This is a genomic window from Luteipulveratus halotolerans (assembly GCF_001247745.1).
Lineage (GTDB): Bacteria > Actinomycetota > Actinomycetes > Actinomycetales > Dermatophilaceae > Luteipulveratus > Luteipulveratus halotolerans.
The window spans coordinates 1,546,537-1,572,558 of sequence record NZ_LAIR01000002.1 but is presented as its reverse complement, the minus strand read 5'-3'; the positions used below and the strand labels follow the sequence as shown (position 1 = coordinate 1,572,558).

29 protein-coding genes and 1 pseudogene are annotated in these 26,022 nt (G+C 69.4%); 18 read left to right on the top strand and 12 right to left on the bottom strand.

What is annotated here, in order from left to right:
* Nucleotides 1-20: 20 nt before the first annotated feature.
* Nucleotides 21-1,223 carry a DNA polymerase IV gene (gene dinB, locus VV01_RS08080; RefSeq protein ID WP_231635188.1) on the bottom strand — a complete coding sequence of 401 codons (1,203 nt, stop codon included), beginning with the start codon at nucleotides 1,221-1,223 and terminating at the stop codon, nucleotides 21-23.
* A 33-nt stretch (nucleotides 1,224-1,256) separates the two neighbouring features.
* Complete coding sequence (locus VV01_RS08075) at nucleotides 1,257-2,384, bottom strand: methyltransferase domain-containing protein (RefSeq protein ID WP_050669435.1); 1,128 nt, start codon at nucleotides 2,382-2,384, stop codon at nucleotides 1,257-1,259.
* Between the two features lie 85 nt (nucleotides 2,385-2,469).
* On the opposite strand from VV01_RS08075, the gene VV01_RS08070 reads away from it, so the two are divergent.
* From VV01_RS08070 to VV01_RS08025, 10 genes and pseudogenes are all read left to right on the top strand, one after another.
* On the top strand, nucleotides 2,470-2,658 hold the full coding sequence (locus tag VV01_RS08070; protein WP_050669434.1) for a hypothetical protein: 189 nt from the start codon (nucleotides 2,470-2,472) through the stop codon (nucleotides 2,656-2,658).
* 93 nt (nucleotides 2,659-2,751) lie between these two features.
* Nucleotides 2,752-3,498, top strand: a complete 747-nt coding sequence (locus VV01_RS08065; RefSeq protein WP_050669433.1) for an SDR family oxidoreductase — start codon at nucleotides 2,752-2,754, stop codon at nucleotides 3,496-3,498.
* Nucleotides 3,499-3,565: 67 nt separating this feature from the next.
* The gene (locus VV01_RS08060; RefSeq protein ID WP_050669432.1) at nucleotides 3,566-4,450 is read left to right on the top strand and encodes a sigma-70 family RNA polymerase sigma factor; all 885 of its coding nucleotides are present in this window, start codon (nucleotides 3,566-3,568) and stop codon (nucleotides 4,448-4,450) included.
* Between the two features lie 56 nt (nucleotides 4,451-4,506).
* Nucleotides 4,507-5,223, top strand: a complete 717-nt coding sequence (locus VV01_RS08055) for a VOC family protein (RefSeq protein ID WP_050669431.1) — start codon at nucleotides 4,507-4,509, stop codon at nucleotides 5,221-5,223.
* A 286-nt stretch (nucleotides 5,224-5,509) separates the two neighbouring features.
* Nucleotides 5,510-6,016, top strand: coding sequence for a GNAT family N-acetyltransferase (locus VV01_RS08050; RefSeq protein WP_197275010.1), 507 nt, complete (start codon nucleotides 5,510-5,512; stop codon nucleotides 6,014-6,016).
* Nucleotides 6,013-6,669 carry a GNAT family N-acetyltransferase gene (locus VV01_RS08045; protein ID WP_050669429.1) on the top strand — a complete coding sequence of 219 codons (657 nt, stop codon included), beginning with the start codon at nucleotides 6,013-6,015 and terminating at the stop codon, nucleotides 6,667-6,669. The genes VV01_RS08050 and VV01_RS08045 overlap by 4 nt, the downstream gene beginning before the upstream one ends.
* Nucleotides 6,669-7,298: an HAD family hydrolase gene (locus VV01_RS08040; protein WP_050669428.1), complete on the top strand. Its 630-nt coding sequence runs from the start codon at nucleotides 6,669-6,671 to the stop codon at nucleotides 7,296-7,298. The genes VV01_RS08045 and VV01_RS08040 overlap by 1 nt, the downstream gene beginning before the upstream one ends.
* A 386-nt stretch (nucleotides 7,299-7,684) precedes the next feature.
* A pseudogene (locus VV01_RS24900) lies at nucleotides 7,685-8,488 on the top strand (alpha/beta hydrolase fold domain-containing protein); the annotation flags it as partial.
* Entirely contained in the window at nucleotides 8,482-8,841 is a 360-nt protein-coding gene (cmtR, locus tag VV01_RS08030) for a Cd(II)/Pb(II)-sensing metalloregulatory transcriptional regulator CmtR (RefSeq protein WP_050671804.1), read from the top strand. The pseudogene VV01_RS24900 and the gene cmtR, both read left to right, overlap by 7 nt.
* Nucleotides 8,838-9,434, top strand: a complete 597-nt coding sequence (locus tag VV01_RS08025; protein ID WP_050669427.1) for a cadmium resistance transporter — start codon at nucleotides 8,838-8,840, stop codon at nucleotides 9,432-9,434. Before cmtR ends, VV01_RS08025 begins: the two co-directional genes overlap by 4 nt.
* On the opposite strand, the gene VV01_RS08020 is transcribed toward VV01_RS08025, so the two are convergent.
* On the bottom strand, nucleotides 9,431-10,495 hold the full coding sequence (locus tag VV01_RS08020; RefSeq protein ID WP_050669426.1) for an IS630 family transposase: 1,065 nt from the start codon (nucleotides 10,493-10,495) through the stop codon (nucleotides 9,431-9,433). The two genes, VV01_RS08025 and VV01_RS08020, sit on opposite strands and share 4 nt — an antisense overlap.
* 101 nt (nucleotides 10,496-10,596) lie before the next feature.
* On the opposite strand from VV01_RS08020, the gene VV01_RS08015 reads away from it, so the two are divergent.
* Nucleotides 10,597-10,983, top strand: a complete 387-nt coding sequence (locus VV01_RS08015; RefSeq protein WP_050669425.1) for a VOC family protein — start codon at nucleotides 10,597-10,599, stop codon at nucleotides 10,981-10,983.
* A gap of 57 nt (nucleotides 10,984-11,040) precedes the next feature.
* A complete protein-coding gene (locus VV01_RS08010) occupies nucleotides 11,041-11,700 on the top strand; it encodes a DUF4304 domain-containing protein (RefSeq protein WP_050669424.1) in 660 nt (219 codons plus the stop codon).
* A 19-nt stretch (nucleotides 11,701-11,719) separates the two neighbouring features.
* Here the strand turns inward: VV01_RS08010 and VV01_RS08005 are convergent, their stop codons facing one another.
* Genes VV01_RS08005 through VV01_RS07995 form a run of 3 tightly spaced genes read right to left on the bottom strand, consistent with a single transcriptional unit; the run spans nucleotide 11,720 to nucleotide 13,185 of the window.
* On the bottom strand, nucleotides 11,720-12,322 hold the full coding sequence (locus VV01_RS08005; RefSeq protein ID WP_050669423.1) for a VOC family protein: 603 nt from the start codon (nucleotides 12,320-12,322) through the stop codon (nucleotides 11,720-11,722).
* 1 nt (nucleotide 12,323) lies between these two features.
* The gene (locus tag VV01_RS08000) at nucleotides 12,324-12,734 is read right to left on the bottom strand and encodes a VOC family protein (RefSeq protein WP_050669422.1); all 411 of its coding nucleotides are present in this window, start codon (nucleotides 12,732-12,734) and stop codon (nucleotides 12,324-12,326) included.
* 10 nt (nucleotides 12,735-12,744) lie between these two features.
* Entirely contained in the window at nucleotides 12,745-13,185 is a 441-nt protein-coding gene (locus tag VV01_RS07995) for a helix-turn-helix transcriptional regulator (RefSeq protein WP_050669421.1), read from the bottom strand.
* Nucleotides 13,186-13,357: 172 nt separating this feature from the next.
* On the opposite strand from VV01_RS07995, the gene VV01_RS07990 reads away from it, so the two are divergent.
* The gene (locus VV01_RS07990; RefSeq protein ID WP_157508776.1) at nucleotides 13,358-15,538 is read left to right on the top strand and encodes an outer membrane protein assembly factor BamB family protein; all 2,181 of its coding nucleotides are present in this window, start codon (nucleotides 13,358-13,360) and stop codon (nucleotides 15,536-15,538) included.
* A gap of 7 nt (nucleotides 15,539-15,545) precedes the next feature.
* Here VV01_RS07990 and VV01_RS07985 read toward each other — a convergent pair whose 3' ends face one another.
* Nucleotides 15,546-16,034: a DNA glycosylase AlkZ-like family protein gene (locus VV01_RS07985; protein WP_231635187.1), complete on the bottom strand. Its 489-nt coding sequence runs from the start codon at nucleotides 16,032-16,034 to the stop codon at nucleotides 15,546-15,548.
* 69 nt (nucleotides 16,035-16,103) lie between these two features.
* On the opposite strand from VV01_RS07985, the gene VV01_RS07980 reads away from it, so the two are divergent.
* Nucleotides 16,104-17,522, top strand: a complete 1,419-nt coding sequence (locus tag VV01_RS07980; protein ID WP_050671803.1) for a GntP family permease — start codon at nucleotides 16,104-16,106, stop codon at nucleotides 17,520-17,522.
* Nucleotides 17,523-17,525: 3 nt separating this feature from the next.
* Here the strand turns inward: VV01_RS07980 and VV01_RS07975 are convergent, their stop codons facing one another.
* Nucleotides 17,526-18,035 carry a MarR family winged helix-turn-helix transcriptional regulator gene (locus VV01_RS07975; RefSeq protein WP_050671802.1) on the bottom strand — a complete coding sequence of 170 codons (510 nt, stop codon included), beginning with the start codon at nucleotides 18,033-18,035 and terminating at the stop codon, nucleotides 17,526-17,528.
* Nucleotides 18,036-18,106: 71 nt separating this feature from the next.
* Between VV01_RS07975 and VV01_RS07970 the strand changes: the two genes are divergently transcribed.
* Nucleotides 18,107-18,850 (top strand): SDR family NAD(P)-dependent oxidoreductase, encoded by a 744-nt coding sequence (locus VV01_RS07970; protein ID WP_050671801.1) that lies wholly within the window; start codon nucleotides 18,107-18,109, stop codon nucleotides 18,848-18,850.
* Between the two features lie 9 nt (nucleotides 18,851-18,859).
* Here VV01_RS07970 and VV01_RS07965 read toward each other — a convergent pair whose 3' ends face one another.
* From VV01_RS07965 to VV01_RS07955, 3 genes are all read right to left on the bottom strand, one after another.
* Nucleotides 18,860-20,503, bottom strand: coding sequence for a serine/threonine-protein kinase (locus VV01_RS07965; RefSeq protein ID WP_269431118.1), 1,644 nt, complete (start codon nucleotides 20,501-20,503; stop codon nucleotides 18,860-18,862).
* Nucleotides 20,504-20,542: 39 nt separating this feature from the next.
* Nucleotides 20,543-21,220 (bottom strand): PadR family transcriptional regulator, encoded by a 678-nt coding sequence (locus tag VV01_RS07960; protein WP_071606324.1) that lies wholly within the window; start codon nucleotides 21,218-21,220, stop codon nucleotides 20,543-20,545.
* A 152-nt stretch (nucleotides 21,221-21,372) separates the two neighbouring features.
* Entirely contained in the window at nucleotides 21,373-21,810 is a 438-nt protein-coding gene (locus VV01_RS07955) for a VOC family protein (RefSeq protein WP_050669417.1), read from the bottom strand.
* A gap of 71 nt (nucleotides 21,811-21,881) precedes the next feature.
* On the opposite strand from VV01_RS07955, the gene VV01_RS07950 reads away from it, so the two are divergent.
* From VV01_RS07950 to VV01_RS07940, 3 genes are all read left to right on the top strand, one after another.
* Nucleotides 21,882-23,339 (top strand): FAD-dependent oxidoreductase, encoded by a 1,458-nt coding sequence (locus VV01_RS07950; protein WP_071606323.1) that lies wholly within the window; start codon nucleotides 21,882-21,884, stop codon nucleotides 23,337-23,339.
* Between the two features lie 54 nt (nucleotides 23,340-23,393).
* On the top strand, nucleotides 23,394-24,785 hold the full coding sequence (locus tag VV01_RS07945) for an MFS transporter (protein WP_050669415.1): 1,392 nt from the start codon (nucleotides 23,394-23,396) through the stop codon (nucleotides 24,783-24,785).
* Nucleotides 24,786-25,010: 225 nt separating this feature from the next.
* Complete coding sequence (locus VV01_RS07940) at nucleotides 25,011-25,370, top strand: RNA polymerase-binding protein RbpA (protein ID WP_050671800.1); 360 nt, start codon at nucleotides 25,011-25,013, stop codon at nucleotides 25,368-25,370.
* Nucleotides 25,371-25,439: 69 nt separating this feature from the next.
* On the opposite strand, the gene VV01_RS07935 is transcribed toward VV01_RS07940, so the two are convergent.
* Complete coding sequence (locus tag VV01_RS07935) at nucleotides 25,440-26,006, bottom strand: FxsA family protein (RefSeq protein WP_050669414.1); 567 nt, start codon at nucleotides 26,004-26,006, stop codon at nucleotides 25,440-25,442.
* Nucleotides 26,007-26,022: the final 16 nt, after the last annotated feature.

The window sequence follows — 26,022 nt, the reverse complement described above, 5'->3', positions numbered from 1 at the left end:
CCTGACCGCCACTGTGCCAGTCAGCCGGGCAGCAGAGGCACCGGGTCACGCTCGTCGCGGCCGAGCAGCGCCGCCCTGGTCACGATGGCCGCCCCGAACCGGTCACGCAGCTGGTCGACCGTGGCGTCGAGCGACCCCTGCTCCTCACCCTCGAACGGGAGCGCCAGCTGCAGCGGGTCGTCGTCGAGGAGGTTGCTGAGGGTGAGGCCGATCAGCGTGCAGCCGCGTTCGTCGATCAGCGGCATCGCGTCGGCCAGCAGCGTCTGCGCGGCTCGCAGCACCGTCGCGGTCAGCGCCGTCGGTGCATCGAGTGTGTGCGACCGGGTGATGCGGGTGAAGTCGTCGAAGCGCAGACGCAGCACCACGGTTCGGCAGACCCGGTCGGCGGCGCGCAGCCGTTTGCCGAGCTTGTCGGCGATCGACACGACGCTGCGCTCGAGGTCGGCGTGTGTCTTGGGTCCACGCCCCATCGCACGCTGCGAACCGATCGAACGTCGTCGCCGACCGACCTCCACCGGACGCGGGTCGCGGGCCCGGGCCAGCGCGTGCAGGTGACGGCCGGACGCGAGTCCGACGGTGTCGACGAGGCGTGACTCCGACAGCGCGGCCAGCTGACCGATCGTCGCGATGCCTCGGGCGTGCAGCTGCCCGGCCGTCACCGGCCCGACGCCCCAGAGCCGCTCGACCGGCAACGGGTGCAGGAAGTCGAGCTCACCGCCGGCCGGCACGACCAGCAGACCGTCCGGCTTGGCCACGGCACTGGCGACCTTGGCGAGGAACTTCGTCGTCGCCACGCCCACGGTGATCGGCAGACCCACCTCGTCACGCACCCGCGCGCGCAGGCGTCGCCCGATCGCCTCGGGCGAACCACTGATCCGCCGCAACCCACCGACGTCGAGGAACGCCTCGTCGATCGAGAGCTCCTCGACGACCGGCGTGGTGTCGCGGAAGAGCGCGAACACCGCCTTGCTCGCCTCGGAGTACGCCTCCATCCGCGGGCGGACCGTCACCGCGTCAGGGCACAGCAGCCGGGCTCGCCGCTCGTTCATCGGCGTGCTGACGCCCCGGGCCTTCGCCTCGTACGACGCCGCGAGCACGATGCCGCCGCCCACCAGCACCGGCCGACCGAGCAGCGTCGGGTCGTCACGCTGCTCGACCGAGGCGTAGAACGAGTCGAGGTCGGCGTGCAGGATCGACGCCTCGGGCCGGGCTCTGATCGACACGAACACATGTTCGCATCGGCGTCTGACAGCGGCTCAGCGCCGACGGAGCCGCACCATCACCTCGTGGTGCCTGGTCTGCGGGAACATGTCGAACAGCCGGGCGGCCACCACGTCGTACGACGGCATGGCCTCGAGGTCCGCGGCGAGGCTGGAGGCGTTGCAGCTGGAGTAGACGACCTCGGCGACGCCCGAGCGTTCGAGGGTGGCCGCCAGCGCGCCGATACCGCGCCGAGGCGGGTTGACGACAGCGAGGTCCGGCCGCGACGCCATCGTGTACGCGCTCGCGTCGCCCGCTCCGAACGTCACATCTCCGACGTCGCGCCGCTGCGCCAGCTCGACGGCGCTCAGTCGCGCACTCTCGACCGCGTCGACCGAGATCTCGAGTCCGTGCACGGTCCGCCCTTGCCCAGCCAGATGCAGCGCGAAACCGCCGACGCCGCAGTAGAGGTCGACGACCGACCGGGGCTCGATCTCAGCCGCCCACTGCGCGGCCTGGCGGTAGAGCGCAGCCGCCACCGGCGTACTCGTCTGGAAGAAGCTGCGCGGCCGCAGGTGCAGGACGACGTCGTTGACGCGCATCGGCAACGACCCGTGCTCGGTCAGCACGACCTCACGATCACCCTCGGTCGCGGCCTTGTGCTCCGGCAGCAGGTTGGCCGTGACGACGCGCGCCCGGGGGAGTGCGGCCAGCAGGTCCGGCAGCGCGCGCTGCAGCCGCGGCAGCTGTCCCTCGGAGCGCAGCACGAACCGCACCATCAGCTCGTCGTGCGGGGAGTGCGTGACGAGCACATGCTTGAGCTCACCGCTGCGGCGCGGCACGTCGTACGGCGTGAGGCCTGCCTCGGCGACCAGGTCGGCGAGCACCGGGATCGCCTCCCGGAGCCCCGACTCATGCAGCCCGCAGTGCCTCAGGTCGACGCCTGCCCGCTGCTCGTCCAGGATCCCGAGCGTCGGGGCGCCACGGCGGCCGCCGACGACCAGCTTGGCCTTGTTGCGAAACCCGGACTCGACGGTGGCGTACGGGTCGAGCCACACGTCACCGACCCGCCCGGCCAGCGTCCGGGCCACCGACCGCTGCTTGTCGGCGAGCTGCACGTCGTACGGGACACCCATGAGCGCACACGACCGGCACTGCCCGGCATCGAAGTAGTCGCACTGCACCGGCCAACCCTAGGCGCCGCGTGCCTGGCGCCCGTAGAGTCACCCTCGTCGGAGGTCACATCACGTTCTTGGGGGAGAAGTCATCATGATCGCGATCACTCTGCTCGTCCTGGCCCTGCTCGTCGTGTCGGCGCTGCTGCTGCGTCGCCGGCTGCGTCGTGACGAGCCGGCGCACGACGACTTCCGCAGGGTCGGTGAGCAAGAGCCCACCTCGCCGGGCGACTCCTACCACCGCCACGGAGCGACCACCGGGATCATCGGCGGGGGCTCCTGAGGCCGGAGGCGACTGCCTCGTGGCGCACATGTCACGCGGCGGCACCGAGGCGTGTCCATGCAGCGAGTCATTCATCTCTCGAAAGGCACCCTGATGAAGATCGCTGTCGCCGGTGGCACCGGAGTCGTCGGCACGCACGTTGTCCGCGAGGCGGAGTACGCCGGGCACGAGGTGCTCAGCCTCTCGCGCTCCACGGGCGTCGACCTCACGTCCGGCACCGGCCTGGCCGAACACCTGCGCGGAGTCGACGCGGTCATCGACTGCTTGAGCGTCGAGACCGTCAAGCGCAAGGTCGCGGTCGACTTCTTCACCACGACCACCCGCACGCTGCTCGACGCCGAGCAGGCGGCCGGTGTCCCGCACCACCTGGTGCTGTCGATCGTCGGCGTCGACCGCGTGCGCTACGGCCACTACGACGGCAAGGTCGCGCAGGAGCACGCCGTCCGCGACTCGGGCCGGCCGTTCACGATCCTGCGCGCGACCCAGTTCCACGAGTTCGCCGAGCAGATGTCGCGACGCGGCCGCCTCGGGCCGATCATCGCCATGCCGCGCATCGCCGCCGCCCCGGTGGCCGCCCGCGAGGTCGCGCAGGCTCTGCTTGATCTCGCGGGCCTCCCGCCGGCAGGCCGCACCTACGAGCTCGGCGGCCCCGAGCGGCGTGACCTCGTTGACATGGCGCGCGCACTTGCGCGCCGCACCGGCCGTCGTACACCTGTCGTGCCGCTGGTCGTGCCGGGCGCAGCCTCGAAGGCGATGCGCTCCGGAGCGCTCGTCCCTCACGACCCCTGGCGCACGGGGGTCGAGACGTACGACGCCTGGCTGGCCTCTCGGACCGCCTGACGCGCTGTCACCTTTCGTTGCTGTCGCTCGTCATCCTGGGTGACAGCAACGAAAGGTGAGCTCTCGCATGGTGCCCCACGACAGAGGTGACGCTCTCGCGGAGGCGTTCGAGCAGGAACGCGGCCGCCTCCTCGCCGTCGCGCACCGCATGCTCGGCTCACGAGCCGACGCCGAGGACGCCGTCCAGGAGGCGTGGTTGCGGCTGTCGCGCCAGGACGACGGATCGGTCGACAACGTCGCCGGATGGCTCACCACCGTCGTGGGCCGAGTCTGCATCGACGTCATGCGTTCGCGCAGGCGCCACCCGGAGGCGTTGTACGACGACCACCCGCCGGAGCTGGTCGTCGTGGCCGACGACGGCAGCGACCCGGAGGGCGATGCGGTGCTGGCCGAGTCGGTCGGGCTCGCGCTCCTGGTCGTGCTCGACACGCTCAGCCCTGCCGAGCGGGTCGCCTTCGTGCTGCACGACCTCTTCGGCGTGCCGTTCGACCAGATCGCCCAGGTGCTCGACCGTTCGACCGACGCGTCGAAGATGCTGGCCAGCCGAGCACGGCGCAAGGTCCGCGACGCCGATGAGCCCGACGTCGAGCACGGTCGCAGCCGAGCGGTCGTCGACGCGTTCCTCGCAGCATCGCGGGCCGGAGAGTTCGACGAGCTGCTGCGCGTGCTCGACCCCGATGTCACCTGGCGCTCCCACACCGGGCGCGGCGTCGTCGAACGGCGGGGCGCGCAGGTGGTCGCGGCCCGCGTCCAGCGCGGCGCCCGGGCCGATGTGCGCACCCGATCGGTCCGGGTCGACGGCCGCCCCGGCGTCGCCGTGTGGGACCCGCGAGGACGCCCGATCGGCGTCATGGCCTGCACGGTCGTCGGCGGCCGCATCGCCGAGATCGACTCGTTCACCGACGCCCGACTCATCAGCAGGACCGACTTCCCGCAGGCGCCCTCGGCCTGAGCCCGGGCAGGCATATTGCGTTGCTCCGAAGGGACAGCCCGGCCTAGCGTCGAGCGATGAGCCTTCGCCGCGACGCCGTCGTCCTCGATGCGCACGATCCCGAGAAGGTCGCGACGTTCTGGGCGGCGATGCTCGGTCGCCGACGTCTCGACGACGCACGCGGGGGAGTGCTCCTGCCGCCGACGTCCCAGCCCGGCTTCGCCGTACGGATCGTCCCGGGTGCCGCGCCGAAGGTCGCTGCCAACCGCACCCACCTCGACCTCACGAGCGCCACTCCGCAGGGCCAGGCGGACCTCGTCGCGACGGCGCTCGCGCACGGCGGCAAGCACATCGACATCGGCCAGGGACCGGATGCCGAGCACGTCGTCCTCGCCGACCCCGAGGGCAACGAGCTGTGTGTCATCGACCCGGGCAACGGCTTCCTCGCCGACACCGGTCGGATCGGTGCAGTCAACTGCGACGGCACGCAGCGCCTCGGATACTTCTGGAGCGAGGCCCTCGGCTGGCCGCTCGTGTGGGATCAGGACGAGGAGACGGCGATCCAGTCCGCGCTCGGCGGATCGAAGGTCACCTGGAGCGGACCGCCCCTCGATCCCAAGCACGGCAAGGAGCGTCTGCACCTCGACGTCGCACCCGTCGATGCCGATCAGGCGACCGAGGTGGCCCGACTCGAAACGCTGGGCGCCCGGCGTACCGACATCGGGCAGGGCGATGTGTCGTGGGTGGTCATGGTCGACCCGGACGGGAACGAGTTCTGCGTCCTTGACTCGTGACGTATGCGCTCAGTGCTGTTACGGTGATGTGCGAATTGCGTTGTGGCACAACGGTATTCGCCGTTAATCCACATTATGAAATATGCATCTCTCAGAGCCTACGGCGCCGGCGACGCGACCGACTGCGCCCTCTGGTCGGCACCGCGAACCCCGGACCCCGTCCTCATGTCGGCCTTCCGCCAGCGGGACCGGTGACCGGCTGACGGCGACGCGGGGGAGTAGGCCATCGGAAAGTCGGCTGACATCGACGGCTGGGTGCGGTTGTGTGGGTGAGGTGGAAGCACCCGTGCGCCTTGAGCTGCTCGCCCCGGAGCACGCGCGACCGCTGGAGCGGTTCGAGCTGGACAACCGGGCGTTCTTCGCCACCCGCATCAGCGACCGGGGCGACGGCTACTTCGCTCATTTCGACGCGCGACTCGCTGAGCTCGTCGAGGAGAACCGGGCCGGCACCTCGCTGATCGGAGTTCTCCTCGATCCTTCCGAGGCTGTTGTCGGCCGGGTGAACATCACCGACATCGACCAGCCGGAGCGCACCGAGATCGGCTTTCGAGTTGCGAAAAACGTTCAGGGACAGGGGATTGCGCGCACCGGCGTACGTCTCGCGCTGGACCTCGCTGTCGCTCGTGGCGTACGCACCGTGCACGCTCGCGTAGCCACGGACAACCCTGCGTCACGCCGCGTGCTCGAGGTCTGCGGGTTCCAGCCCACGGGCCCGGCGCCGACGCCGGAGGGCTCGTCACGCACGTTCATCGGTTACATCATCCGCCTCGACGGAGGGGAGGAGTCGGCATGAAGAACTACCCGTTGCTCGAAGTGCGTGTCACCACGCCGCGACTCGAGCTGCGAGCGACGACGGACGAGCTCATGGACGAGCTCGCCGAGCTGGTGCGCGCCGGCAAGACGCACGCGGAGCCACCGCCGTACGACGACCCGATCACGTTCTACGAGCCCGACCCCGAGGTGCGCGTGGCGCACTGGATGAGGCGTCTGTGGCTGCGCCGATCCTCAGTCGGCCCTAACTTCTGGCGGCTCAACTTCACGGTCGTCCTCGACGGTCGAGCAGTGGGGGAGCAGTCGGTCACGGGCGTGCACTTCGCCGCCCTGGGGACCGTGACGACGTTCTCCTGGTTGTCGGTCGACGAACGCGGCCGCGGACTCGGCCACGAGATGCGAGCGGCTGTGCTCCACCTGGCCTTCGACGGCCTCGGCGCCCGGGAGGCCGGCAGCGACGCGTTCGTCGACAACGCCGGCTCGAACGCGATCTCGCGCGATCTCGGGTACGAACCCAACGGTGTCGACTGGGCGACACGACGCGGCGAACGCGCCCAGCTCAACCGCTGGCGCATCACTCGGGCTGCATGGGAGCCACACCGTCGCGACGATGTCGAGCTGTACGGCGTCGACGCCTGCCACACACATCTGCCGCTGACGATCAGTGACACCTGATGAAGCAGTTCGTCCTGTTCGATCATGACGGGGTCCTGGTCGACACCGAGCCGTGGTATTACCGGGCCGGCGCTGATGCTCTCGCAGAGATCGGCATCGCCCTCGATCTGAGCCAGTACCTCGAGGACATGGGGCACGGGCTGGGCACCTGGGCACGAGCACGCGAAGCCGGTGTGGACGAGGAGACTGTCGCACGGCTGCGCGCCGTCCGCGATGACCGTTATCAGCACTACCTGCGTACCGAGACGATCGAGATCGACAGTGTCGCGGAGGTGCTGGACGAGCTCTCGACTGACGTCCGGATGGCCGTCGTGACCACCTCTGAGTTCGAGCTCATCCACCAGAACCGCAACCTGCTGGACCACATGGACTTCGTCCTGGTGCGCGAAGACTACCGACGGGCCAAGCCACATCCTGAGCCGTACCTGACGGCCTTGAGTCGCTTCGGAGGCGATCCTGATCAGACGCTCGTCGTGGAAGACTCCGCCAGGGGACTTCGGTCGGCCGTAGCCGCCGGGATCGACTGCGCCGTCGTCCACAACGACTTCACCGCGGGTCAGGACTTCAGCGCGGCGACGCACCAGATCGGTTCGCTCAGGGATCTCATCGACATCGTGCGTACGCGGTGAGCTCGGCACCGGGGCATGGACCAACGGTCGGGGGTGGGCTGGATTCCCGTTACTTGACATAATGTGGATTATCGGCGCCTACGGACGCACGTCTGGACGCACTGTGCTGCCGTCACGTGCGTTCTACGCCGACCGGCCCGCGCGCCGCGGGCCGGCAGGTCTGGACGAGCTCATGACGGCCCGCGACAACATCCCGCCGCCGACGCCGTCCGAGCCTCCGGCGCGCGTCGTACAGATCAGATCTGATGATCGCCACGTGATGCTGCGCCTGCACGAACCTGCCGACCGGCCAGCCGTCAGCGCCGCGCTGAACATCCACGGCGGCGGGTTCTACATGGGTTTCGGCGGCCGCTCAGGACGTATGCAACCAGCGTCTCGCGGACGCCCTCGGGCTCGTCGTCGCCTCCGCGGACTACCGACTCGCACCCGAGCATCCCTGGCCGGCCGCCCCTGACGACTGCGAGGTCGCCGCACTCTGGCTCATCGAACATTTCGTACATACGTTCGGGGAATCAGGATTCGCCCCCATGGGGTCATCTGCTGGCGCGACGCTGGCCATGACGACTCTGATTCGATTGCGAGACAAGGGAATTCGCGGTTTCACGTCCGCAGTCCTGCAGTTCGGCACGTACGACCTCAGTGGCACAACGCCGGCCGGACGCCTGTTCGCCGATGAGTACTTCCTGGACGCGTACGCCGGCGCCGCCGGGGACCGTACGCACCCCGACCTCTCCCCTGCGTTCGCCGACCTACGCGGCCTGCCGCCGGTCCTGATGGTGGTCGGCAGCGCCGACGTGCTCCTGGACGACAACCTGGCCATGGCGTCCCGGCTGTCGGCGTCGACGTGGACCTGCGGGTCTATCCGGAGGCGCCGCACGGCTTCACCGGGCACCCGACGCCGATGGCGCGCGCCGCGCAGGACGACGTCCATGCCTGGATCGCTCGGCGGCGGCGACCCTGAGTTGTTGCACCGACCCACGCGTGTCACAGACCGTCTTGACGAGGGCCACCACACGTCTAGTGTCGCGCGTCTGAAGTTGTTTGACGGGTTGCGCGGGGGTCGGCGGTCTTGCCTCCAGGTGCTCGGGGGAGAGCCGTCCAGCCCTCTTACCGGGAGCTTGCGTGCAGCGGGCAATGTGGGCAGGATGAAGTTTAGTTCAGCATGCACTGTATTGTTCAGTGCATGCTGACTCTTACTTCCCGCTTGGATGCCATGCAGCGCCTGGGCCGGGCGATGGCCGACCCCACTCGCTCACGGATACTCCTGTCGCTTCTGGCGTGCCCTGCGCACCCGGCAGAACTCGCCAACGCTCTGGACCTGACGCGCTCGAACGTGTCCAACCACCTGGGGTGCCTGCGGGACTGCGGAATAGTGGTCGCCACCCATGAAGGCCGTCAGGCCCTCTACGAGATCGCTGACCCCCACCTCGCGCGTGCGCTCACCGAGCTGGTCGAGGTCAAGCTGGCCGTCGACGAGGACGCTCCCTGCCTCGACGTCACCTGCGATGTGCCCGGCTGCCATGAAGGGAGCACTAGGGCATGACGGTCACGGCACTGCTCCAAGCGATCGGGCTCTTCGTCGCGACCAACATCGATGACATCATCGTGCTCTCACTCTTCTTCGCCCGAGGGGCGGGGCGTCCGGGGACGACCGCGAAGATCCTGGCCGGGCAGTACCTCGGCTTCGTCGGGATCCTCGCCGCCGCACTGCTGGTGACCCTGGGGGCGGGGTGGGCACTGCCAGAGGAGGCCATTCCCTACTTCGGGCTCATCCCCCTCGCGCTGGGCCTCTGGGCCGCATGGCAGGCCTACCGCGGCGAGGGCGACGACGATGATGCCGCCGTATCCGGCAAGAGCGTTGCAGTGGCGACCGTCGCCGGAGTCACCTTCGCCAACGGTGGAGACAATATCGGCGTCTATGTCCCGGTGTTCCTCAACATCAGTACTCCCGCTGTCATCACCTTCTGCATCGTGTTCCTCGTGCTCGTGGCTGTGTTGGTGGCCATGACCAAGTTCGTCGCCACGCGTCGACCCATCGCCGAGGTCCTGGAACGGTGGGAGCACATCCTCTTCCCGATCGTCCTGATCGGACTGGGCGTCGCGATCCTCGTCGGTGGCGGCGCGTTCGGCCTCTAGTGTCGCGCGCCTAAACTGGTTTGACGGGTGGCGTGAGGCAGGATCTCCTCGGCGGTCTTGGTCCAGATGAATGGGTGGCAGCGCTCGTTCCAGCCGTCGATGAAGGTGCTGATCGCTGCGACGAGTTGCTTGACGCTGTCGAAGGAGCCGCGGCGGATGGCCTGTCGGGTGATGATCCCGAAGAAGACCTCGACGAGGTTGAGCCAGGACCCGCTGGTCGGGGTGAAGTGCAACGTGATCCGCGGGTGCTTGGCCAGCCACTGCTTGATGTCCTCGTGCTTGTGCGTGTGGTAATTGTCCAGGACCACGTGCAGCTCCCGGCGCGGGTAGGCCCTGGCGACCTTCTTGAGGAAGTCGAGGAACTCGGCCTTGCCGTGCCGGTCGTAGCACTGGTCGGTCACCGCACCGGTGGCCACCTCAAGAGCGGCGAACAGCGTGGTGGTGCCATTGCGCTTGTAGTCGTGGGTCGCCTTCTCCGGCAAACCCGGTCGAAGCGGCAGGATCGGCGCGGTCCGGTTCAAGGCCTGGATCTGGGACTTCTCATCCACGCACAGCACGACCGCCTTCTCCGGCGGGTTCAGGTACAGCCCGACCACGTCGCGGACCTTGGCCTCCAGCTCCGGGTCGGTGGAGAACTTGAACGTCTCCCGCCGCCACGGCTTGACCCCGTACTTGCGCCAGGCGCGGGCCACAGTGGCATCCCCGACCCCCAGGTGCTGGCCCAGCAGCCGCGAGGACCAATGCGTCACCCCGAGCCTGGCCGGTGGCGGCTCAAGCGTGGTGGCGATGATCCCGGCATCATCGACGCGTTTCGGTCGGCCCGAACGCTCCTCGTCCTCCAGGCCAGCGAGCCCGTCGACGGCGAACCGGTCACGCCACTTGATCACCGTCGGACGCGAGGTCCCGACCTGCCGAGCCACCGCAGAGGTGCCCGCCCCCGCCGCGACGGCCAGCACGATCCGCGCCCTCTGCGCACGTCCCGCCGGCAACGTGCGCGACCGTGTCCACGAGGTCAGGGTCGCACGATCCTCATCGCTGATCTCCAGAGCAGGTGACGGCATACGCCATCATCCCATACTGTCAAAGAATTAATGACGCGCGACACTAGCGTCATTCGTAGAGGGCGTTCGGGGCGTTCCTCACATCCTGCGGAGGCACTGCCATGCTCAACGACAGCCAGGTCACGGCCAACATCCCAGCGGGCGACCTCGATCGAGCCCGCAGGTTCTACGCCGACACGCTCGGCCTCAGCCCGGCCTCGGAGAACCCGGGCGGCCTGATCTACACCACGGCCGGCGGCACGACGTTCTTCCTCTACGAGACCGAGTACGCCGGTCAGGCCGGCCACACGATCGCTCAGTTCCATGTCCAGGACGTCGCCGCCGAAGTGGACGGGCTCAAGGCCAAGGGCGTGACGTTCGAGCACTACGACATGCCTGGCACGACCTGGGACGGCGACGTCGCGAGCTTCGACGGGATGGGTCACGCCGCGTGGTTCAAGGACAGCGAGGACAACATCCTGTGCCTCGACGACATGGCCACGCCCTGAACGCTCACAGCGGGTGTCGGAAGACGCGTCCGACACCCGCTGTGTCACTGTCTGCAAATGACGGCGCAGAAGGCACTCCGGCTTGCGGTGCGAGACGTCTTCGGCCCCAACGCCCGTGCCCACGGGTTCAAGGGGGCTTTCCCGACCTGGCGCCGGTCCACACCCGCTGGCGACTGGGCAGTGGTCCACATCCAGACATCGATGTGGAACACCTCCTCCGAACTCGAGTGCATCGTGAACCTCGCAGTAGCGCCCGAGCCGTGGATCAGATGGTGGCGCGACTTCGACAACGAGATCACCGGCGACGTCAGTCGCATTCACGAGGATGCGGGGCTCTACCGCACCCGACTGCAGCCGACCGGGACCAGCGCTGAGTTCGAGCGTTGGTGGCGCGTCACGGATGAGGTGAGCGCCACGGACGCGGTGCAGGACATGGTCAGGCAGCTCGAGCAGACCGGTTGGCCCCTGTTGGACGCTCTGCTCTCACCGGGCGGGTGCCTGGCAGCAGTCGAGCAGGGTGATCTCGGAGACCTCCGCTACGAGGACTTCCCGAGCCACTTCCTGCGCGCTCGCGCCATGCTCATCGTCGATTGCGGCCCGAGCCCGGAGCTGGACCGGCTCCTGTCAGCCGCTCTCTTGTTTGCCGGTAGCGAGGAATCGGCGATGGCGCAGGAGTTCGACCGTTGGGCTCGTCGCCAGGCGCAACAGGCGACGTAGCGCGCCTTCCGACACCGATTCACTCCCAGACGAACCCGTTAGGGTCGGTGAACGCGCCGAGGTCGCCCTCGATCACGAGCCGGTGCGAACCCGAGCCCTCGACCGCCACACCGGCGTCCTTGGCCAGGTCCTTGCGCTGGTAGAGGCTCAGGCTGACCGGCGAGTCTGCGAACGACATCTCGACGTACTTGCCTCCGAAGCTGCGGTCGACACCGACGCCACGGTCGACGTAGAACGCCTTCGTCGCCTTCACGTCATCGGCACCGAGCAGCAGAACGACGTTCTCGACCTCACGCGTCGCCGGCCCCTTGTCCTTCTTCGACGAGGTCGCGACCTTCCAGATCGTGCCGTCCGGCGCCTGCACGACTCCCCCATAGCCCCACAGGCTCTTGCTGCCGGGCTTCAGGACCGTCGCGCCGGCCTCTGCGGCGCTCGCGAGGTAGCTGTCCGCGGTGCTCGGCTGGGCCACGAGCAACGAGACGGTGAAGCCCCGGAAACCGGTCGACTCCCCTGCCGCCTCACGCAGCGTCACGATGTCGCCCAGGCCGAACGCCTTGTCGTAGAACGCTTGTGCCGCAACGGAATCCGCGGACTCGATGCTCAGCGAACGAATGGTCGCCATGTCACTTCACCTCGTTGATGCGGACGGTGTTGCCGGCCGGGTCCCGGAACGCGCAGTCACGCACGCCGTACGGCTGGTCGGTGGGCTCCTGCATGACCTCGGCGTCGGTCGCCTGCAGCCGCTCGAACGCAGCATCGAGGTCGGCGGTCGAGAGCGTCACGATGCCGTAGGTGCCCTTGGCCATCATCTCGGTGATGGTGCGGCGCTCGTCGTCGGTGACGCCCGGGTCGGCTCCCGGCGGGAAGAGCACCAGGTTGACGTCGGGCTGGTCGGGCGGGCCGACGGTCAGCCAACGCAGGCCGTTGTAGCCCACGTCGTTGCGCAGCTCGAACCCGAGGCCCTCGCGGTAGAACGCCAGCGCGGCCTCGGCATCGTCGTGCGGGAGGAACGCGGAGTGGATGTGAATCGCCATGCGCAGAACGCTAGGACGAGCTGCTCTGCCGTGCTTCTTGATTCCTGATCGGTCGGGTCACCTGCTTGACCACACAGCTCGGCAGCCCGGCCGTCGACTGCTCGGCCGCGATCTTGTACGCCCTCGGAGACATGCCGACGAGCTCGCTGAACCGGGTGCTGAACGTGCCGAGCGACGAGCACCCGACCGTGAAGCAGACGTCGGTGACGCTGAGATCGCCACGGCGCAGCAGGGCCATCGCTCGTTCGATCCGCCGCGTCATGAGATACGAGTACGGCGACTCGCCGTACGCCCGTTTGAACTCACGGCTCAGATGGCCCGCCGACATGTGTACGCCGGCCGCCAGCGCCGCGACGTCCAGCGGCTGCGCGTAGTCACGGTCCATCCGGTCACGGACACGTCGCAGCAGACGCAGATCACGCAGGCGCTGGTCGTCCGAGGTGCTGCTCACGCCCCGATCGTGTCACGGTGCCACCGCAGACAGCTCCAGCACTGGGCGACTCCGTGCACGCAGGTGTCGGGTGGCCTTCCCGCACCCGTCGACGCGCGGTCACGCGCCGGTCCTGTACGGCTCCTACGGTCGCCCCGGGTGCACGCTCAGTGCACGTGACGAGGAGACCGCGATGACCGGACCGGCGTACAGCAGCAGCGGCGTGACCCGACGACGACTGCTCGCGATGGGAGGGGCCCTCTCCGCGGGCGCCCTCCTGCCCCAGGCAGGTGCAGCGGCGGCCGCCGCTGCACCGACACTGCGCTTCGCGATGGTCACCGACACGCACGCGAACGTCACGCTCCCCCAGAGATCTGCCGATCTGCGCCGTGCTCTCGACGTGGTCAGCAGCCTGCGACCGGACGTCGTGCTGCATTGCGGAGACATCACCGACTACGGGGCCGGCGACGAGTTCGCCGCCTACCGCGCCAGTGTCCCCAACGGGCTGTGGGACAGGATGAAGCACGTCCCTGGCAACCATGAGTCTCGTTGGGACGCAACAGGACTCGCGGACTACCGGCGCTGGTTCGGACCGGAGTGGTCGAGCTTCGCCGTCGGTGGGGTCCACTTCGCCGGACTCGCCCCGGTCCAGCTGCTGCAGGAGCCCGGCTACTTCGGTCGTGAGGGCCTCGACCGCGTGCGCGCGGCGCTCAGCGAGGCACGCACCGGCACCCCGGCCGTCTGCTTCCTGCACTACCCACTTGGTGGTCGTAACTACTTCGTCAACGACACCGACGACGTGCTCACGGTGATCCAGCAGTACTCGGTGCGTGCGGTGCTCGCCGGCCACGTCCACCAGGAGAGCGTGTCGCGGTTCAACGGGCTCACGCAGGTCTCGGGCATCAACACCTACAACGGTCCGAGCTTCTACTGGTTCGAGCGGACCACGGACGGCGGCAGCCTGACCGTCACGCGGTGGACCGTCCCTGCGGTGGGCGAGCCGACGCAGCAGGCGGTGACGTCGATCGACCTCGCGCCGGGACAGAACGGCCTGGACGTGCGACCGGCTCAGGTCGCTGCCGTACCCGGCCCTGAGCAGGTGACGGTGTCCGCCCGGTTCGGTCAGGAGACGCCGGCGTCCGTCTCGGCCCAGCTGTACCCGCAGGGCGTGTTCGGCGGCACCAGCGATGGTCAGTGGACACCTCTGGTAGCAGGCGCAGGTGCGACCTGGTCAGCCACCCTGCCATCCGCGGCGCTGGTGCCCGGCGAGCACCGCGTACAGATCCGCTCCGTGTCCGGCGACGGAGCGCGCTACGAGTCCGTCGCGCGCATGACGATCACCGCACCGGGTCCGAGGATCGCATGGTCGCATCGGCTCGACGGTGCCGTGCAGGGCGGACTACTGGGCGTGCCGGAAGGAGTCGTCGCGGCCACGACGACCGGTGAGATCGCGCGGCTGGAGACCACGGAGCACAGCGCCCGACCGCGCTGGTCGCGCCGGGTCGGACCGGTGCTGCGCGCGCCCGCCGCGCTCGATGAGGGGCGGCTCGTGGTGCCCAGCATCGACCACAACCTGTACGCCTTGAGGACGGAGGACGGCGCCCTCGCGTGGCGCAGCGACCTCGGTGCACCGGTGGCTGCAACCCCCACCGTTGCACCGGTCGACGGTGAGCCGACCGTTCTCGTCGCCGCGGGCAACCGGCTTCACGCACTCACGAGCGATGGCAGACAACGGTGGGCGGTCGACAACGGCGGGATGTTCGCAGGACGTGCCGCGTGTGACGGCACGCGCGTCGTGGTCGGCTCCGGTGACGGACTCGTCCGCGCCTACGACGCGCGTACGGGCGCTCGGTTGTGGACGTTCGAGACCAACACCCGCACAGCGCCGTACCAGCGCCTCATCTACGGCGCCTGGGGCGACACCATCGAGCTGCTACCCGGCGGCGGCGTCCTCGTCTCGACGGTCTCGGGCGCTGTCGCGCTCGACGCCGCGACAGGCGCGGTCCGATGGCGTCGGGCCGGCAGCTACATCTACACCCCAGCACTCGTCACCGAGCACGGGTGCCTCCTGGTGACCGAGTTCGGCATCCCGTCCTGCGTCGATCCGACGACGGGTGCGACCCGGTGGAGTGGCGCGTCCGTCGTACCTCGGTCGTTCGAGGCGGGGCCGGTCCGGGACGGCTCGAACGCGCTGCTGCTCGGCGCGGCCGGCCTCCTGGCACGCATCGACCTCGCCACCGGCGCGAGCACCCCGTTGCTGCAGACATCGACCGCGAACACGTTCGCCACCCCGGTGATCGTCGGTGCCGGCGGGCAGCGAGCGCTGGTCGCCGGGTATCAGGACGGGGTCGTGCGAGCCATCACCGGTTGGTGAGGGGGGCTCAGGCACGCACCAGGTCGAGACCCAGCCACGAAGCGAGCGCGGCGATCTCGCGGTCGACAGCAGCACGCATCGCGGCGGTCGGCTCGACGTCCCAGTGCAGCGCGTTGACGCGCAGTACACCTGCGCGTCGGTCCGCCTCAGCGTCGAGCTTGCCGACCAGGCGATCACCGTGGAGCACTGGCAACGCGTAGTAGCCCCAACGGCGCTTGGCGGCAGGCTTGTACATCTCCAGGAGGTACTCGTACTCGAACAGCTCCTCGAGCCGCACCCTGTCGGCGACGAGACGGTCCAACGGCGACAGCAGCGCGGTGCGACCCCGGAACGCCAGGCCGAGCTGCTGCGAGTCGACCCGCCACTCCCCTGCGACTCCCTCGACGGTCGCGCGCTCGCCGACCTCGCCGACACCCATCGGCTCGCCAGGGTTCACCGGACGCACCGCGATGCGTCGCGCGTCACGACGGCTCAGACGATGAACGGTCTCGGTCACGACGTCAGCATGGCACCGGATGAGGACCGGACCTGCCGCGCGGACGGCAGCGGGTCGTACCGTTTCCCTATGCAGATCGCGCTCGTCACGGCCGACGAACCCATCAGCCACGCCGGCAACACCCAGCTGCTGCTCGCGGCGCTCGCCGGCATCGCGGTCGTCGTCCTCCTCATCACCGTCGTCAAGCTGCACCCGTTCATCTCGCTCATCCTCGGCTCGGCCGCGCTCGCGCTGGTCGCCTGGGTGCCGGGTGAGGCGGCGATCGACAGCTTCACCGACGGGTTCGGATCGACCTCCGGAGCGGTCGGCCTGCTGATCGCGCTCGGAGCGATGCTCGGTCAGATCCTCGCCGACTCCGGCGGCGCCGACCGGGTCGTCAGCACGATCACCGACCGGTTCTCGGGCAGGGCGCTGCCCTGGGGAATGGCCCTCATCGCGGCGATCCTCGGCCTGCCGATGTTCTTCGAGATCGGCGTCGTCATCCTCGTGCCGATCGTCATCCTCGTCGCGCGCCGCACCCAGCAGCCCCTCATGCGCGTCGGCATCCCGGCCCTGGCAGGCCTGTCGATCCTCCACGGACTGGTCCCGCCGCACCCCGGGCCCGAGACCGCGATCTCGGCGCTGCACGCCGACCAGGGGCGCACGCTGCTGCTCGGCCTCGTCGTCGCGGTGCCGACGTTGGTCATCTCAGGTCCGCTGCTCGCGCGCCTCATCCAACGCCTCGTCCCGGTCACAGCTCAGTCCGGACCGGACGACGACGGCACGGTGGGTGCCGCCAGCACGGTGACGCGCGGCGACAACCTGCCTTCGGGACGTCGGATGCCGGCGTTCGCCCAGGCCGTCCTCGTCGTGCTGCTGCCCGTGGTGCTGATGCTTCCTGCAGCGATCGCCAACCTGTTCCTCGACGAGTCGAGCGCAGCGCGCACGGTGCTCGACGTCCTGGGTACGCCCTCGGTGGCTCTGCTGATCGCCGTGCTCGTCGCGTACTTCGTCCTCGGACTCGGCACCGGCATGACCCGTGCGGAGAGCAGCGGATCACTCGGCAAGGCGCTCCCGGGCATTGCCGGGATCATGCTCATCGTCGCGGCGGGTGGTGGCTTCAAGCAGCTGCTCGTCGACGCCGGTGTCGGCGACGTGATCGCCGACTGGGCCAAGGACGCCAACATCTCGGTGCTCGTCCTCGGCTGGCTGGTCGCCGTCGGCATCCGCCTCGCAACCGGCTCGGCGACCGTCGCGACAGTGACCGCGGCCGGCATCGTCGGCAGCCTCGCCGAGGGCATGAGCACGACGGACGTCTCGCTCCTCGTCCTGGCCATCGGCTGCGGATCGCTGTTCTTCAGTCACGTCAATGACGCGGGCTTCTGGCTGGTGAAGGAGTACTTCGGCCTGTCCGTGGGCCAGACGATCCGGTCCTGGTCGTTCATGGAGACCGTCATCTCCGTCGTCGGGTTCGCCTTCGTGATGGTGCTGTCGGGCGTCCTGCCGTAGCCCTCAGAGTCGCTGCTCCCACGCGCCCAGGATGCGTACGAGCGTGGCTCGGTCGCGAGACGACATCCCGTCGAGCATCGCCTCGTCGGCTGCCATCACCTGCGCGAAGACCTCGTCGAGCAGCGTGTGCCCGGCAGCGGCGAGCTCGACGTGCACCGTGCGCCGGTCGGGCTCCTCACGGCTCCGCCGAACGAGCCCACTCGCCTCGAGGCGCGCCACACGCTGGGTGGTCGCACCCGGCGTCACGCCGCACCGCACGGACAGCTCGGTCGCCGTCAACCGGTAGGGCTCGCCCGACCGACGCAGCGTGCCGAGGACGTCGAGGCCCGACTGATCGAGGTCGTACGCCGCGAGTGTTCGTTGGCGGCCGGCGATCACGGCACGGCTGATGCGCCACAGCGGAGTGATCACCTCGATCGACGCGGCGTCGACGTCCGGGCGCTCGCGTTGCCAGGCGCCCAGGATCGCCGCGACCGGCTCGCTCGACGGCCCGCCGAGAGTGCTCTCGTCCATCGTGGTCACCCACCCACCTCTCGTGTTGTGCGGTTGACGACGGCAATTATTTTAGCCCTATAGTGATCGCCATGAGCGACTCCGTCATTGTCATCACCGGAGCAGGATCAGGCATCGGTCGCAGCACTGCACTCGCCCTCGCACGCGGGCCGCACCGACTCGCTCTGGTCGGCCGCCGCGAGGACCGCCTCGCAGCGGTCGCCGCGCGGATCGGCAGCCTCGCTCCGGACTCCGTCGCTCCCACGACGCATTCGTGCGATCTCGCGAATCCCGTTGCCGTCCAACACCTTTCGGACTCCCTGACCGAGGTGCGAGTCGCCGGACTCGTTCTCGCCGCCGGCGGTGTCGCGCAGGCTCCGCTGGACGGAACTCTGGGCGCCATTGCCCACGCGTGGATCGATCAGCTTCAGCTCAACCTGATGACGGCGGTCCTCGTCACCGAGGCGTTGTCGGACCGGCTGGCCGACCCGAGCGCGATCGTGGCCATCGGCTCGATCGCCGGCACCCGCGGCGGCGGCAGCTACGGCGCGGCCAAGGCCGCGCTCGTGCCGTGGATACGCGACCTCGCCCGCACGCTCGGGCCGCGCGGCGTCACCGCCAACGTCGTCGCGCCGGGATACGTCGCTGACACGGAGTTCTTCGGGTCGAGCATGACCCCAGAGCGCCACGAACGCCTGATCGGCGAGACCTACGACGGCCGACCTGCGGCACCCGACGAGGTCGCCGCACTGATCCGGCTGCTCGTGTCCGAGCACGGTCGACACATCAGTGGGCAGGTCCTGCACGTCAACGGAGGCGCGCTGCTCGCCGGGTGAGGTGCGCGGTCAGGTGCCGTCGGCGTACGTCGTCATCGGCTCGTCGAGCAGGCTGTTGCTGCCCTTGCGGATCGACAGGTCGGTGCGCGAGATGTCATATGTGACACCGTCATTGGTGACCTGCCACCCAGAAGCCGTCCGCTCGGGGTGGTCGATCTCGATGCCGTTGCCTGACTTCGTGGAGTAGCCGCGGTAGTAGTAGTCGCCGACCGCCGTCTCGCAGATCGCGATGCGCGTGGTGGTGGACGCAGCCACCAGCACGGCCGGGTCGTCGACGTTGCACCGCGCGTCCTGTGGGCTGACCCATCCCTGGAAGTCGTAGCCGGGGCCGCTCAGCCCGACCCCGGTGCGCTGCGACGGCACGTTCGTCGTCCCGGGCTCCGTCGAGGGCGACGGCATCGGCGTCGTCGTCGACGGCGTGGAGGAGGTCGGCTCGGGCGTCGGGCCCGAGGTCGCGGCGGAGGTGGGCGTGGCCGACGGCGACGCCGAAACCCCGTCGTCGGAGGTCAGCGTCACTCCGGTCGCTCCCGACTGGGCCCCGTTGCCGTCGTCACTCAGGAGAGGTCGCAGCGCGAGGACACCGGCCACGACCGCGGCGACGGCCACGAGGGCCAGCACTGCCACCCCGCGCCGCGACCGGCCGGCGGTCGGCGTCTCTGTGGCTGAGCTCGACCGTGGCGCGGCGACCGGCGGGGGCATCGGGTCGGTTCGTGCACGCTCGACCGGAGACGACCGCGGGTCCAGCGCGGCCGATGCCGCGCGAGCGAGGTCACCCGCTGTCTGCGGCCGGCTGGCGGGATCCTTGGCGAGCGCCCACTGCAGGACTCGGTCCAGACCGGCGGGTACGTCGGGCGCGATGACCGACAGCGCCGGTGGCGTCTCGTAGAGGTGGGCACGGATCTGTGCGCTGACCGTTCGAGCAGCGAAAGGCGTTGCGCCCGTGAGGCACTCGTGCAGGAGGCAGCCGAGCGAGTAGACGTCTGCGCTGGACGTCACGGGTGCGTCGTCGAAGCGCTCAGGAGCCATGTAGGCGAACGACCCGATGGCGCTGCCGTCGCCGGTCAGCTTGCTCTCGTCGGCTCGACTCGCGATGCCGAAGTCGGCGAGGTAGGCGAAGTCGTCCTGCGTCAGCAGGACGTTCTCCGGCTTGACGTCACGATGGACGAGTCCGTCGGCATGAGCGGCGTCGAGTGCCGCCGCGACCTGACTGACGACCGCGATGGCCCGCGCGGGATCGAGGCGGCGCTCGCTGCGCAGGACCGAACGCAGATCGCGCCCGCGCACCAGGCGCATGTCGATGAACAGCACCCCGTCGATCGCACCGAAGTCGTGGATCGGGATGACGTGCGGTTCTTGGAGCCGGGCTGCAGTGCGAGCCTCACGCCGGAAGCGCTCCTGATACTCGGGGTCGTCGGCGAGGTCGGTCGGGAGCAGCTTGAGGGCGACCGTGCGGTCCTTGACCGTGTCGTACGCGATGTAGACCTCGCCCATGCCGCCGCGTCCGAGCAGCGAGCGCAGCTCGTACGGGCCGAACCGCGTGCCGCTTCGGCCCGTCCGAGCAGCGAGCGCAGCTCGTACGGGCCGAACCGCGTGCCGCTTCGGCCCCTCTCGTCGCCACTCATACAGCCCACTCCCCCACGCACGTCTGAGCACCCGCAGCACACACGCTGCGGGTGCTCAGACTAGTGAAGGTCAGGCGCTCGAGGTGCTGTCGTCCTCGGCAAGCAGGCGGTAGACCGCTCGACGCGTGTCCGCGAGGAGCGTCCTGGTGGCCGCGATCTGCTGCTCGTCGCCGGCCATGACGACCTGCTGGATGGCCATGGCGAGCTGTCCGACCTCTCGCCGTGCGTCGACGAAGGCGTCGCGAGGACCGGTCACCGGGGTGAACGGGTCGGCCAGCTCGTCACGGTGCTCGGCGACGTACGCCGTGCCGGCCTCGGTGAGCGCGAAGACCTTGCGCCCACTGCCCTCGGCGGCCTGGGGCTCGATCAGGCCCTCGTCCTCGAGCAGCCCCAGCGCGGGGTAGACCGAGCCGGGGCCCGGGCGCCACAGGTCGTCGGTGCGCTCGGCGACGGCCTTGATGATCTGGTAGCCGTTCATCGGCTGCTCGGCCAGCAGGGCGAGCGCCGCATTGCGTACGTCGCCGCGGCGTCCACCACGGCGGCGGTGCCCGCCGCGACGCCCGTCAGCAGGCATACGCATCTGTGCAGTGACGTCGCCCCAGGCCTCACCGCCGGGGAATCCGTGGCGGACTGCGTCACGATGGCTGCCGCGCCGGTGCCCGGGGCCGCCTCGTCGTGGACGGCGCCTGCCGTCGTGCTCACGGGGTGATCGGCCGAGCTGGTCGAAGGAGGGGTTCTGGTGACTCATGGATGTGTCTCCGTTCGGGTGGCGGGCGGCCTCGCGTCGGCACCCCCTGTGCGCGACGGGCACGGCCCGCGGTGACTGGTCATCGCCATCGATGACGTATCGACGATCTTCCGTCGGTATATCGACATCATGCATTCGTCGATATACCGATGTCAACCCCGCGCCCGCAGCCAGCGTCGCGACTGCGCGACGAGCTCCTCACCCAGCGGCGACGGGTTGTGCGCGACCTCCCAGCGGAAGCCGTCCGGATCGGCGAAGTACCCGGTGTAGCCACCCCACTCACGCTGCTCTCCGTCGTGCACCTCCGGCGAACCGGCAGCCCGCGCGTCATCAAGGACCTGGTCGACCTCGGCGGCGCCGATCACGTTGTGCGCCAACGTGATCGGCGCGAGTCCACTCGACGGTTCGCCGACCTCTGCGACGAAGCTCGCACGCTCCCAGAGTGACAGCACCAGGCCAGGGGCGAGCGGAAGGAAGATCACGTCCTGCTCGTCGAAGACGGGTTGCCAGCCGAGGCCTGCGACGTAGAACGCACGCGTCCGGTCGAGGTCGGCCACGGCGAGGGTCACGAAGTTCAGTCGCTGCTCCATACCCGCACGCTACGACCGGCCTCTGACGTCGGGTCTGCCAACGCGCAGCGCTGCTCGGGCGTCCTAGGCACATGAGCACGATCACGCGTAGAGCGTTCTTGGGGGGATCGGTCGCAGCAGGGGCGACCGCCGCACTGACCACACACCCGGCATACGCCGCACCCGGCGTACTGCTCACCGCAGCACCGACCACCGCCGACTGGACCGCGTTCGCGAGGACGCTCAGTGGACCGGTGTTCCTGCCCGGCACCTCGTCGTACTCCTCGGCGAAGCTGCTGTTCGACACGAGGTACGACGGGTCGTCGCCGGCCGCCGTCGTGCAGGTACGCAGCCAGGCCGACATCCAGAAGTCCATGGCGTTCGCGACCCGCTACGGCCTGAAGGTCGCACCGCGCAGCGGTGGGCACTCCTACATCGGCGCGTCGGCGGCGAACGGCACGCTCGTCCTGGACACCCGGCAGTACGCCGCGGTCGTCAACAACAGTGCCGCCGGTACCGCCACGGTCTACTCGGGTGCCGGCCTGTACGCCGTGCACTCGACGCTGGCCGCCGCCGGCCGCACCATCCCCACGGGCACCTGCCCGACGGTCGGCGCTGCCGGACTCACCCTCGGTGGCGGCCTCGGCGTCGAGTCGCGGCAGTGGGGCCTGACGTGTGACCGGCTCGCCGCCGTCGCGATGGTGCTGCCCGACGGTCGCGCGCTGTGGGCCTCCCCCAGTCAGAACGCAGATCTGTTCTGGGCAGCACGCGGCGGTGGCGGCGGCAACATCGGGCTCGTCACCGCGATGACATTCCGCACGCACGCGACGAGCAGCAAGGGCATCTTCTCGTTGACGTTCCCGTCGAGTGCGGCCACGCAGGTGCTGAGCAAGTGGGCGACATGGATGTCGGGCACCTACACCTCACGCTGGTCCAACGTGCACGTCGACGCACTCGGCAACGGCGCGATCTCGGTCCGCGTCACCGGCGTCGTCAACTCCACGGCCGAACGCATCGCAGCGGACAGCCTCACCAACGCGATCGGCGTCCGACCGACGGCGAGCAGCTACAGGCGTCTGTCCTACATGGACGCGGTGCGCTACCTGGGCGGCGGTACGACCTCGCCCCGCCAAGGTTTCGCCGCCGGCTCCGACGTCCTGCGTACGGTCGACAGTGCGACCGCCGCCCAGGTGGTCGGGGCGGTCGCCGCACGGTCGCGAGCAGGCGGCCGTGGCTCGGCCATCCTCGACCCGCTCAGCGGCGCGGTCAGCACGCCGAGCGCATCGTCCTCGGCGTTCCCCTGGCGTGACCACGTCGCGACCGTGCAGTGGTACGTCGGCGTCGGGACGTCGTCCGGATACACCTCCGCGTACAGCTGGATCAACCAGGCGCACCGGATGCTCGCCGGCCGCAGCTCCGGGGGCTACGTCAACTACCTCGAGACCGGGCAGCCGGCATCGCGTTACTACGCCGGCAACCTCGCCCGGCTCAGCGCGCTGCGCCGGACGTACGACCCGAGCCGCCGGCTGTACTCCGGGCTCTCGTTCTGATCAGCACGCGCCACCCGGCCACACGAGCCGGGTGGCGTGTGCCACAGTGCGTGCGTGACCGAGGCCTCCACGGCGTACCAGGCTGTGCCCACACCCGACGAGCGCGAGCGCCTGCAGCGCACGTGGTACTGGTACGACTGGGCCAACTCCGCGTACGCCACCACGGTGGCCGCCGTCCTGATCTCGCCCTACCTCACGGCCGTCGCCAAGGAAGCGGCCTGCCCGGGCATCGCGGACGGCCAGACCTGCCACGCCGATCTCGACGTGCTCGGGGTCGGCATCGCACCGGGCTCGCTCGCGCCGTTCACCATCACGGTCTCCACGCTGCTGTCGGCGGTCGTGCTGATCTTCGTGGGCGCGATCGCCGACCGATCGCCTCGCCCGACCCGACTCCTCGGCGGCTTCGCGTGGGCGGGCGCGCTCACCGCGTGCCTGATGTTCTTCATCACCGGCACCAACTGGCAGCTCGGCGTCGCGCTGATCATCGTGTCCAACCTGTGCTTCGGCGCGTCGCTCATCGTGTACGACGCACTGCTGGTGCGACTCGCGCCGCCCGACGACCGTGACCGGGTCTCGAGCCGGGGCTGGGCGTTCGGCTACCTCGGCGGCGGCATCCTGCTCGCGGTCAACCTGGCGATCATCAGCCTGCGCGACAGTCTCGGCATCTCCGAAGGCATGTCGGTGCGCATCAGTCTGCTCAGCGCGGGCCTGTGGTGGGCGGCCTTCACGATCATCCCCGTCCTCGGACTGCGCTCGGTGACGGGCACGGTCGCCACACCGGTCGAGCGCAGCGCCGGGGTGGTCGGTGGCAGCCTGGCGCAGCTGGCCGACACCTTCCGCGAGCTGCGTCGCTTCCCGCAGACGCTCACGTTCCTGCTCGCCTATCTGTTCTTCAACGACGGCATCCAGACGGTCGTCACCAGCGCGAGCCTCTACGGCAAGGAAGAGCTCGGGTTCGACGACACGCAGCTGATCGTCACGATCCTGCTGGTGCAGTTCGTCGCCTTCGGCGGGGCGCTTCTGTTCGGGAGGCTCGCCGGCTCGTACGGCGCGACGCGGCTGGTGCTCTCGGGGCTGGCCCTGTGGGTCGTCGTGGTCATCGCGGCGTTCTTCCTGCCCGAGAAGGCGTTCGGGCTCTGGCTGGTGCTCGGCGTCGGGATCGGCATCGTCCTCGGCGGCACTCAGGCCCTCTCGCGCTCGCTGTACAGCCAGCTGATCCCGCGCGGCCGCGAGTCGGAGTTCTTCAGCCTCTACCAGGCCATGGAGCGCGGCACGAGCTGGTTCGGGACGCTGCTGTTCGGGCTGGTCTACCAGCTCGCACACTCCTACCGGCTGTCGATCATCGCGCTGATCCTGCTGTTCGCGATCGGTGGAGTACTGCTGGCCCGATGCGATGTCCGCGAAGGCATTCGGGCGGCCGGCAACCCCGTCCCGCGCGTGGTCTGAACCTCGCCACGAGCAGCGGATGTGATCACTGTCACATCCGCCAACTTGACGCGGGCGGCATGCGTCTATCACATTGTCGGGTCGGGGAGAGCCGATTCACAGATTTCAATACGGACAACGTGCACCGTCCCGCAGGAACACCGGCGCCCTCTTGTCCGTTGCACCGCATAGACCGTCGCGGCACCGGCCGTGCCTGCGGCCCGGAAGACGTTGGGAGAGATGATCATGGCAGAGCGTTCACTTCGAGGAACCAACCTCAGCACGCTGTCGCTGGAGACCGACGAGGGTGTGTCGTTCAGCGAGCGCCAGATCGTCCGGTACTCCTGCTCCGAGGGGCACATCAGTGAGCTGCCGTTCTCGGTCGAGGCCGACGTGCCGTCGCTGTGGGAGTGCCGGTGTGGCCTCGAGGCCAAGCTGATCGACGGCCCCGAGCCCGAGCGTAAGCCCACCAAGCCGCAGCGCACCCACTGGGACATGCTGCTCGAGCGCCGCTCGATCCCGGAGCTCGAAGAGCTGCTCGAGGAGCGTCTCGCGCTGCTGCGCGCCTCGCGTGGCGAGAAGCCGCGTCGCAAGCGCAGCGCCTGAGCCGCACACGGAAGGCCCCGCGGACCGATCGGTCCGCGGGGCCTTCCGCATGCACGGCCGACCTGCCGATCACTCGTCGACGATGCGGCCCTCGATGACGGGCGGGTCCTGGTCATCACGCCGAGCCGAGCGCGGCGTCTGCTGCTCCCTCGGACGCTCGTCATGGACGACCTGGCCCGGCACCACGTTGCCGAACCCTCGACCGCCCATGCCGTAGACGCGGATCCCCCCGGACCGCAGGATGCCGCGTGCGGCCAGGACCTTGGCCAGACCCCGGACGGGCGCGTGCACCGCGGGGATCAGCAGGATCAACCCGATGAGCGCCGTGAGGAAGCCCGGCACGACGAGGAGCCCACCACCGACGAGGTTGATCACCGCGTCGGAGGCGTTGCGTGCAGGCGCCTTGCCGGTGCGGCTCATCTCACGCAGCTCACGCCAGGAGCGGCGGCTGGTCCGGGACACGACGACGAGGCCGAGCAAGGACAAGGCCATCAGCGCGAGCAGGGTCCACCAGCCGATCGCGCGGGCGACCAGGACGACGAGGAGCACCTCCACGAGGAGGACCACCAGCGGGAGAGCCCGTAGCGCGCGCACCCAGACGGGTCGGTGTCGGCCGGCAGCGGCGTTGGTTGCCATCCGGAGCTCCTTCGGG

Excerpts from the sequence above, each read along its gene's own strand:
- VV01_RS08015 (WP_050669425.1), top strand. The coding sequence starts at position 10,597 with ATGCTCAACGACAGCCAGGTCACGGCCAACATCCCAGCGGGCGACCTC.
- VV01_RS08010 (WP_050669424.1), top strand. The coding sequence starts at position 11,041 with ATGACGGCGCAGAAGGCACTCCGGCTTGCGGTGCGAGACGTCTTCGGC.
- VV01_RS08060 (WP_050669432.1), top strand. The coding sequence starts at position 3,566 with ATGGTGCCCCACGACAGAGGTGACGCTCTCGCGGAGGCGTTCGAGCAG.
- VV01_RS08000 (WP_050669422.1), bottom strand. The coding sequence starts at position 12,734 with ATGGCGATTCACATCCACTCCGCGTTCCTCCCGCACGACGATGCCGAG.
- VV01_RS07950 (WP_071606323.1), top strand. The coding sequence starts at position 21,882 with ATGAGCACGATCACGCGTAGAGCGTTCTTGGGGGGATCGGTCGCAGCA.
- VV01_RS07960 (WP_071606324.1), bottom strand. The coding sequence starts at position 21,220 with ATGAGTCACCAGAACCCCTCCTTCGACCAGCTCGGCCGATCACCCCGT.
- VV01_RS07980 (WP_050671803.1), top strand. The coding sequence starts at position 16,104 with ATGCAGATCGCGCTCGTCACGGCCGACGAACCCATCAGCCACGCCGGC.
- cmtR (WP_050671804.1), top strand. The coding sequence starts at position 8,482 with ATGCTGACTCTTACTTCCCGCTTGGATGCCATGCAGCGCCTGGGCCGG.
- VV01_RS07970 (WP_050671801.1), top strand. The coding sequence starts at position 18,107 with ATGAGCGACTCCGTCATTGTCATCACCGGAGCAGGATCAGGCATCGGT.
- VV01_RS08065 (WP_050669433.1), top strand. The coding sequence starts at position 2,752 with ATGAAGATCGCTGTCGCCGGTGGCACCGGAGTCGTCGGCACGCACGTT.
- VV01_RS07955 (WP_050669417.1), bottom strand. The coding sequence starts at position 21,810 with ATGGAGCAGCGACTGAACTTCGTGACCCTCGCCGTGGCCGACCTCGAC.
- VV01_RS07990 (WP_157508776.1), top strand. The coding sequence starts at position 13,358 with ATGACCGGACCGGCGTACAGCAGCAGCGGCGTGACCCGACGACGACTG.
- VV01_RS08040 (WP_050669428.1), top strand. The coding sequence starts at position 6,669 with ATGAAGCAGTTCGTCCTGTTCGATCATGACGGGGTCCTGGTCGACACC.
- VV01_RS07975 (WP_050671802.1), bottom strand. The coding sequence starts at position 18,035 with ATGGACGAGAGCACTCTCGGCGGGCCGTCGAGCGAGCCGGTCGCGGCG.
- VV01_RS08045 (WP_050669429.1), top strand. The coding sequence starts at position 6,013 with ATGAAGAACTACCCGTTGCTCGAAGTGCGTGTCACCACGCCGCGACTC.
- VV01_RS08070 (WP_050669434.1), top strand. The coding sequence starts at position 2,470 with ATGATCGCGATCACTCTGCTCGTCCTGGCCCTGCTCGTCGTGTCGGCG.
- VV01_RS08020 (WP_050669426.1), bottom strand. The coding sequence starts at position 10,495 with ATGCCGTCACCTGCTCTGGAGATCAGCGATGAGGATCGTGCGACCCTG.
- VV01_RS07935 (WP_050669414.1), bottom strand. The coding sequence starts at position 26,006 with ATGGCAACCAACGCCGCTGCCGGCCGACACCGACCCGTCTGGGTGCGC.
- VV01_RS08005 (WP_050669423.1), bottom strand. The coding sequence starts at position 12,322 with ATGGCGACCATTCGTTCGCTGAGCATCGAGTCCGCGGATTCCGTTGCG.
- VV01_RS07940 (WP_050671800.1), top strand. The coding sequence starts at position 25,011 with ATGGCAGAGCGTTCACTTCGAGGAACCAACCTCAGCACGCTGTCGCTG.
- VV01_RS08055 (WP_050669431.1), top strand. The coding sequence starts at position 4,507 with ATGAGCCTTCGCCGCGACGCCGTCGTCCTCGATGCGCACGATCCCGAG.
- VV01_RS08025 (WP_050669427.1), top strand. The coding sequence starts at position 8,838 with ATGACGGTCACGGCACTGCTCCAAGCGATCGGGCTCTTCGTCGCGACC.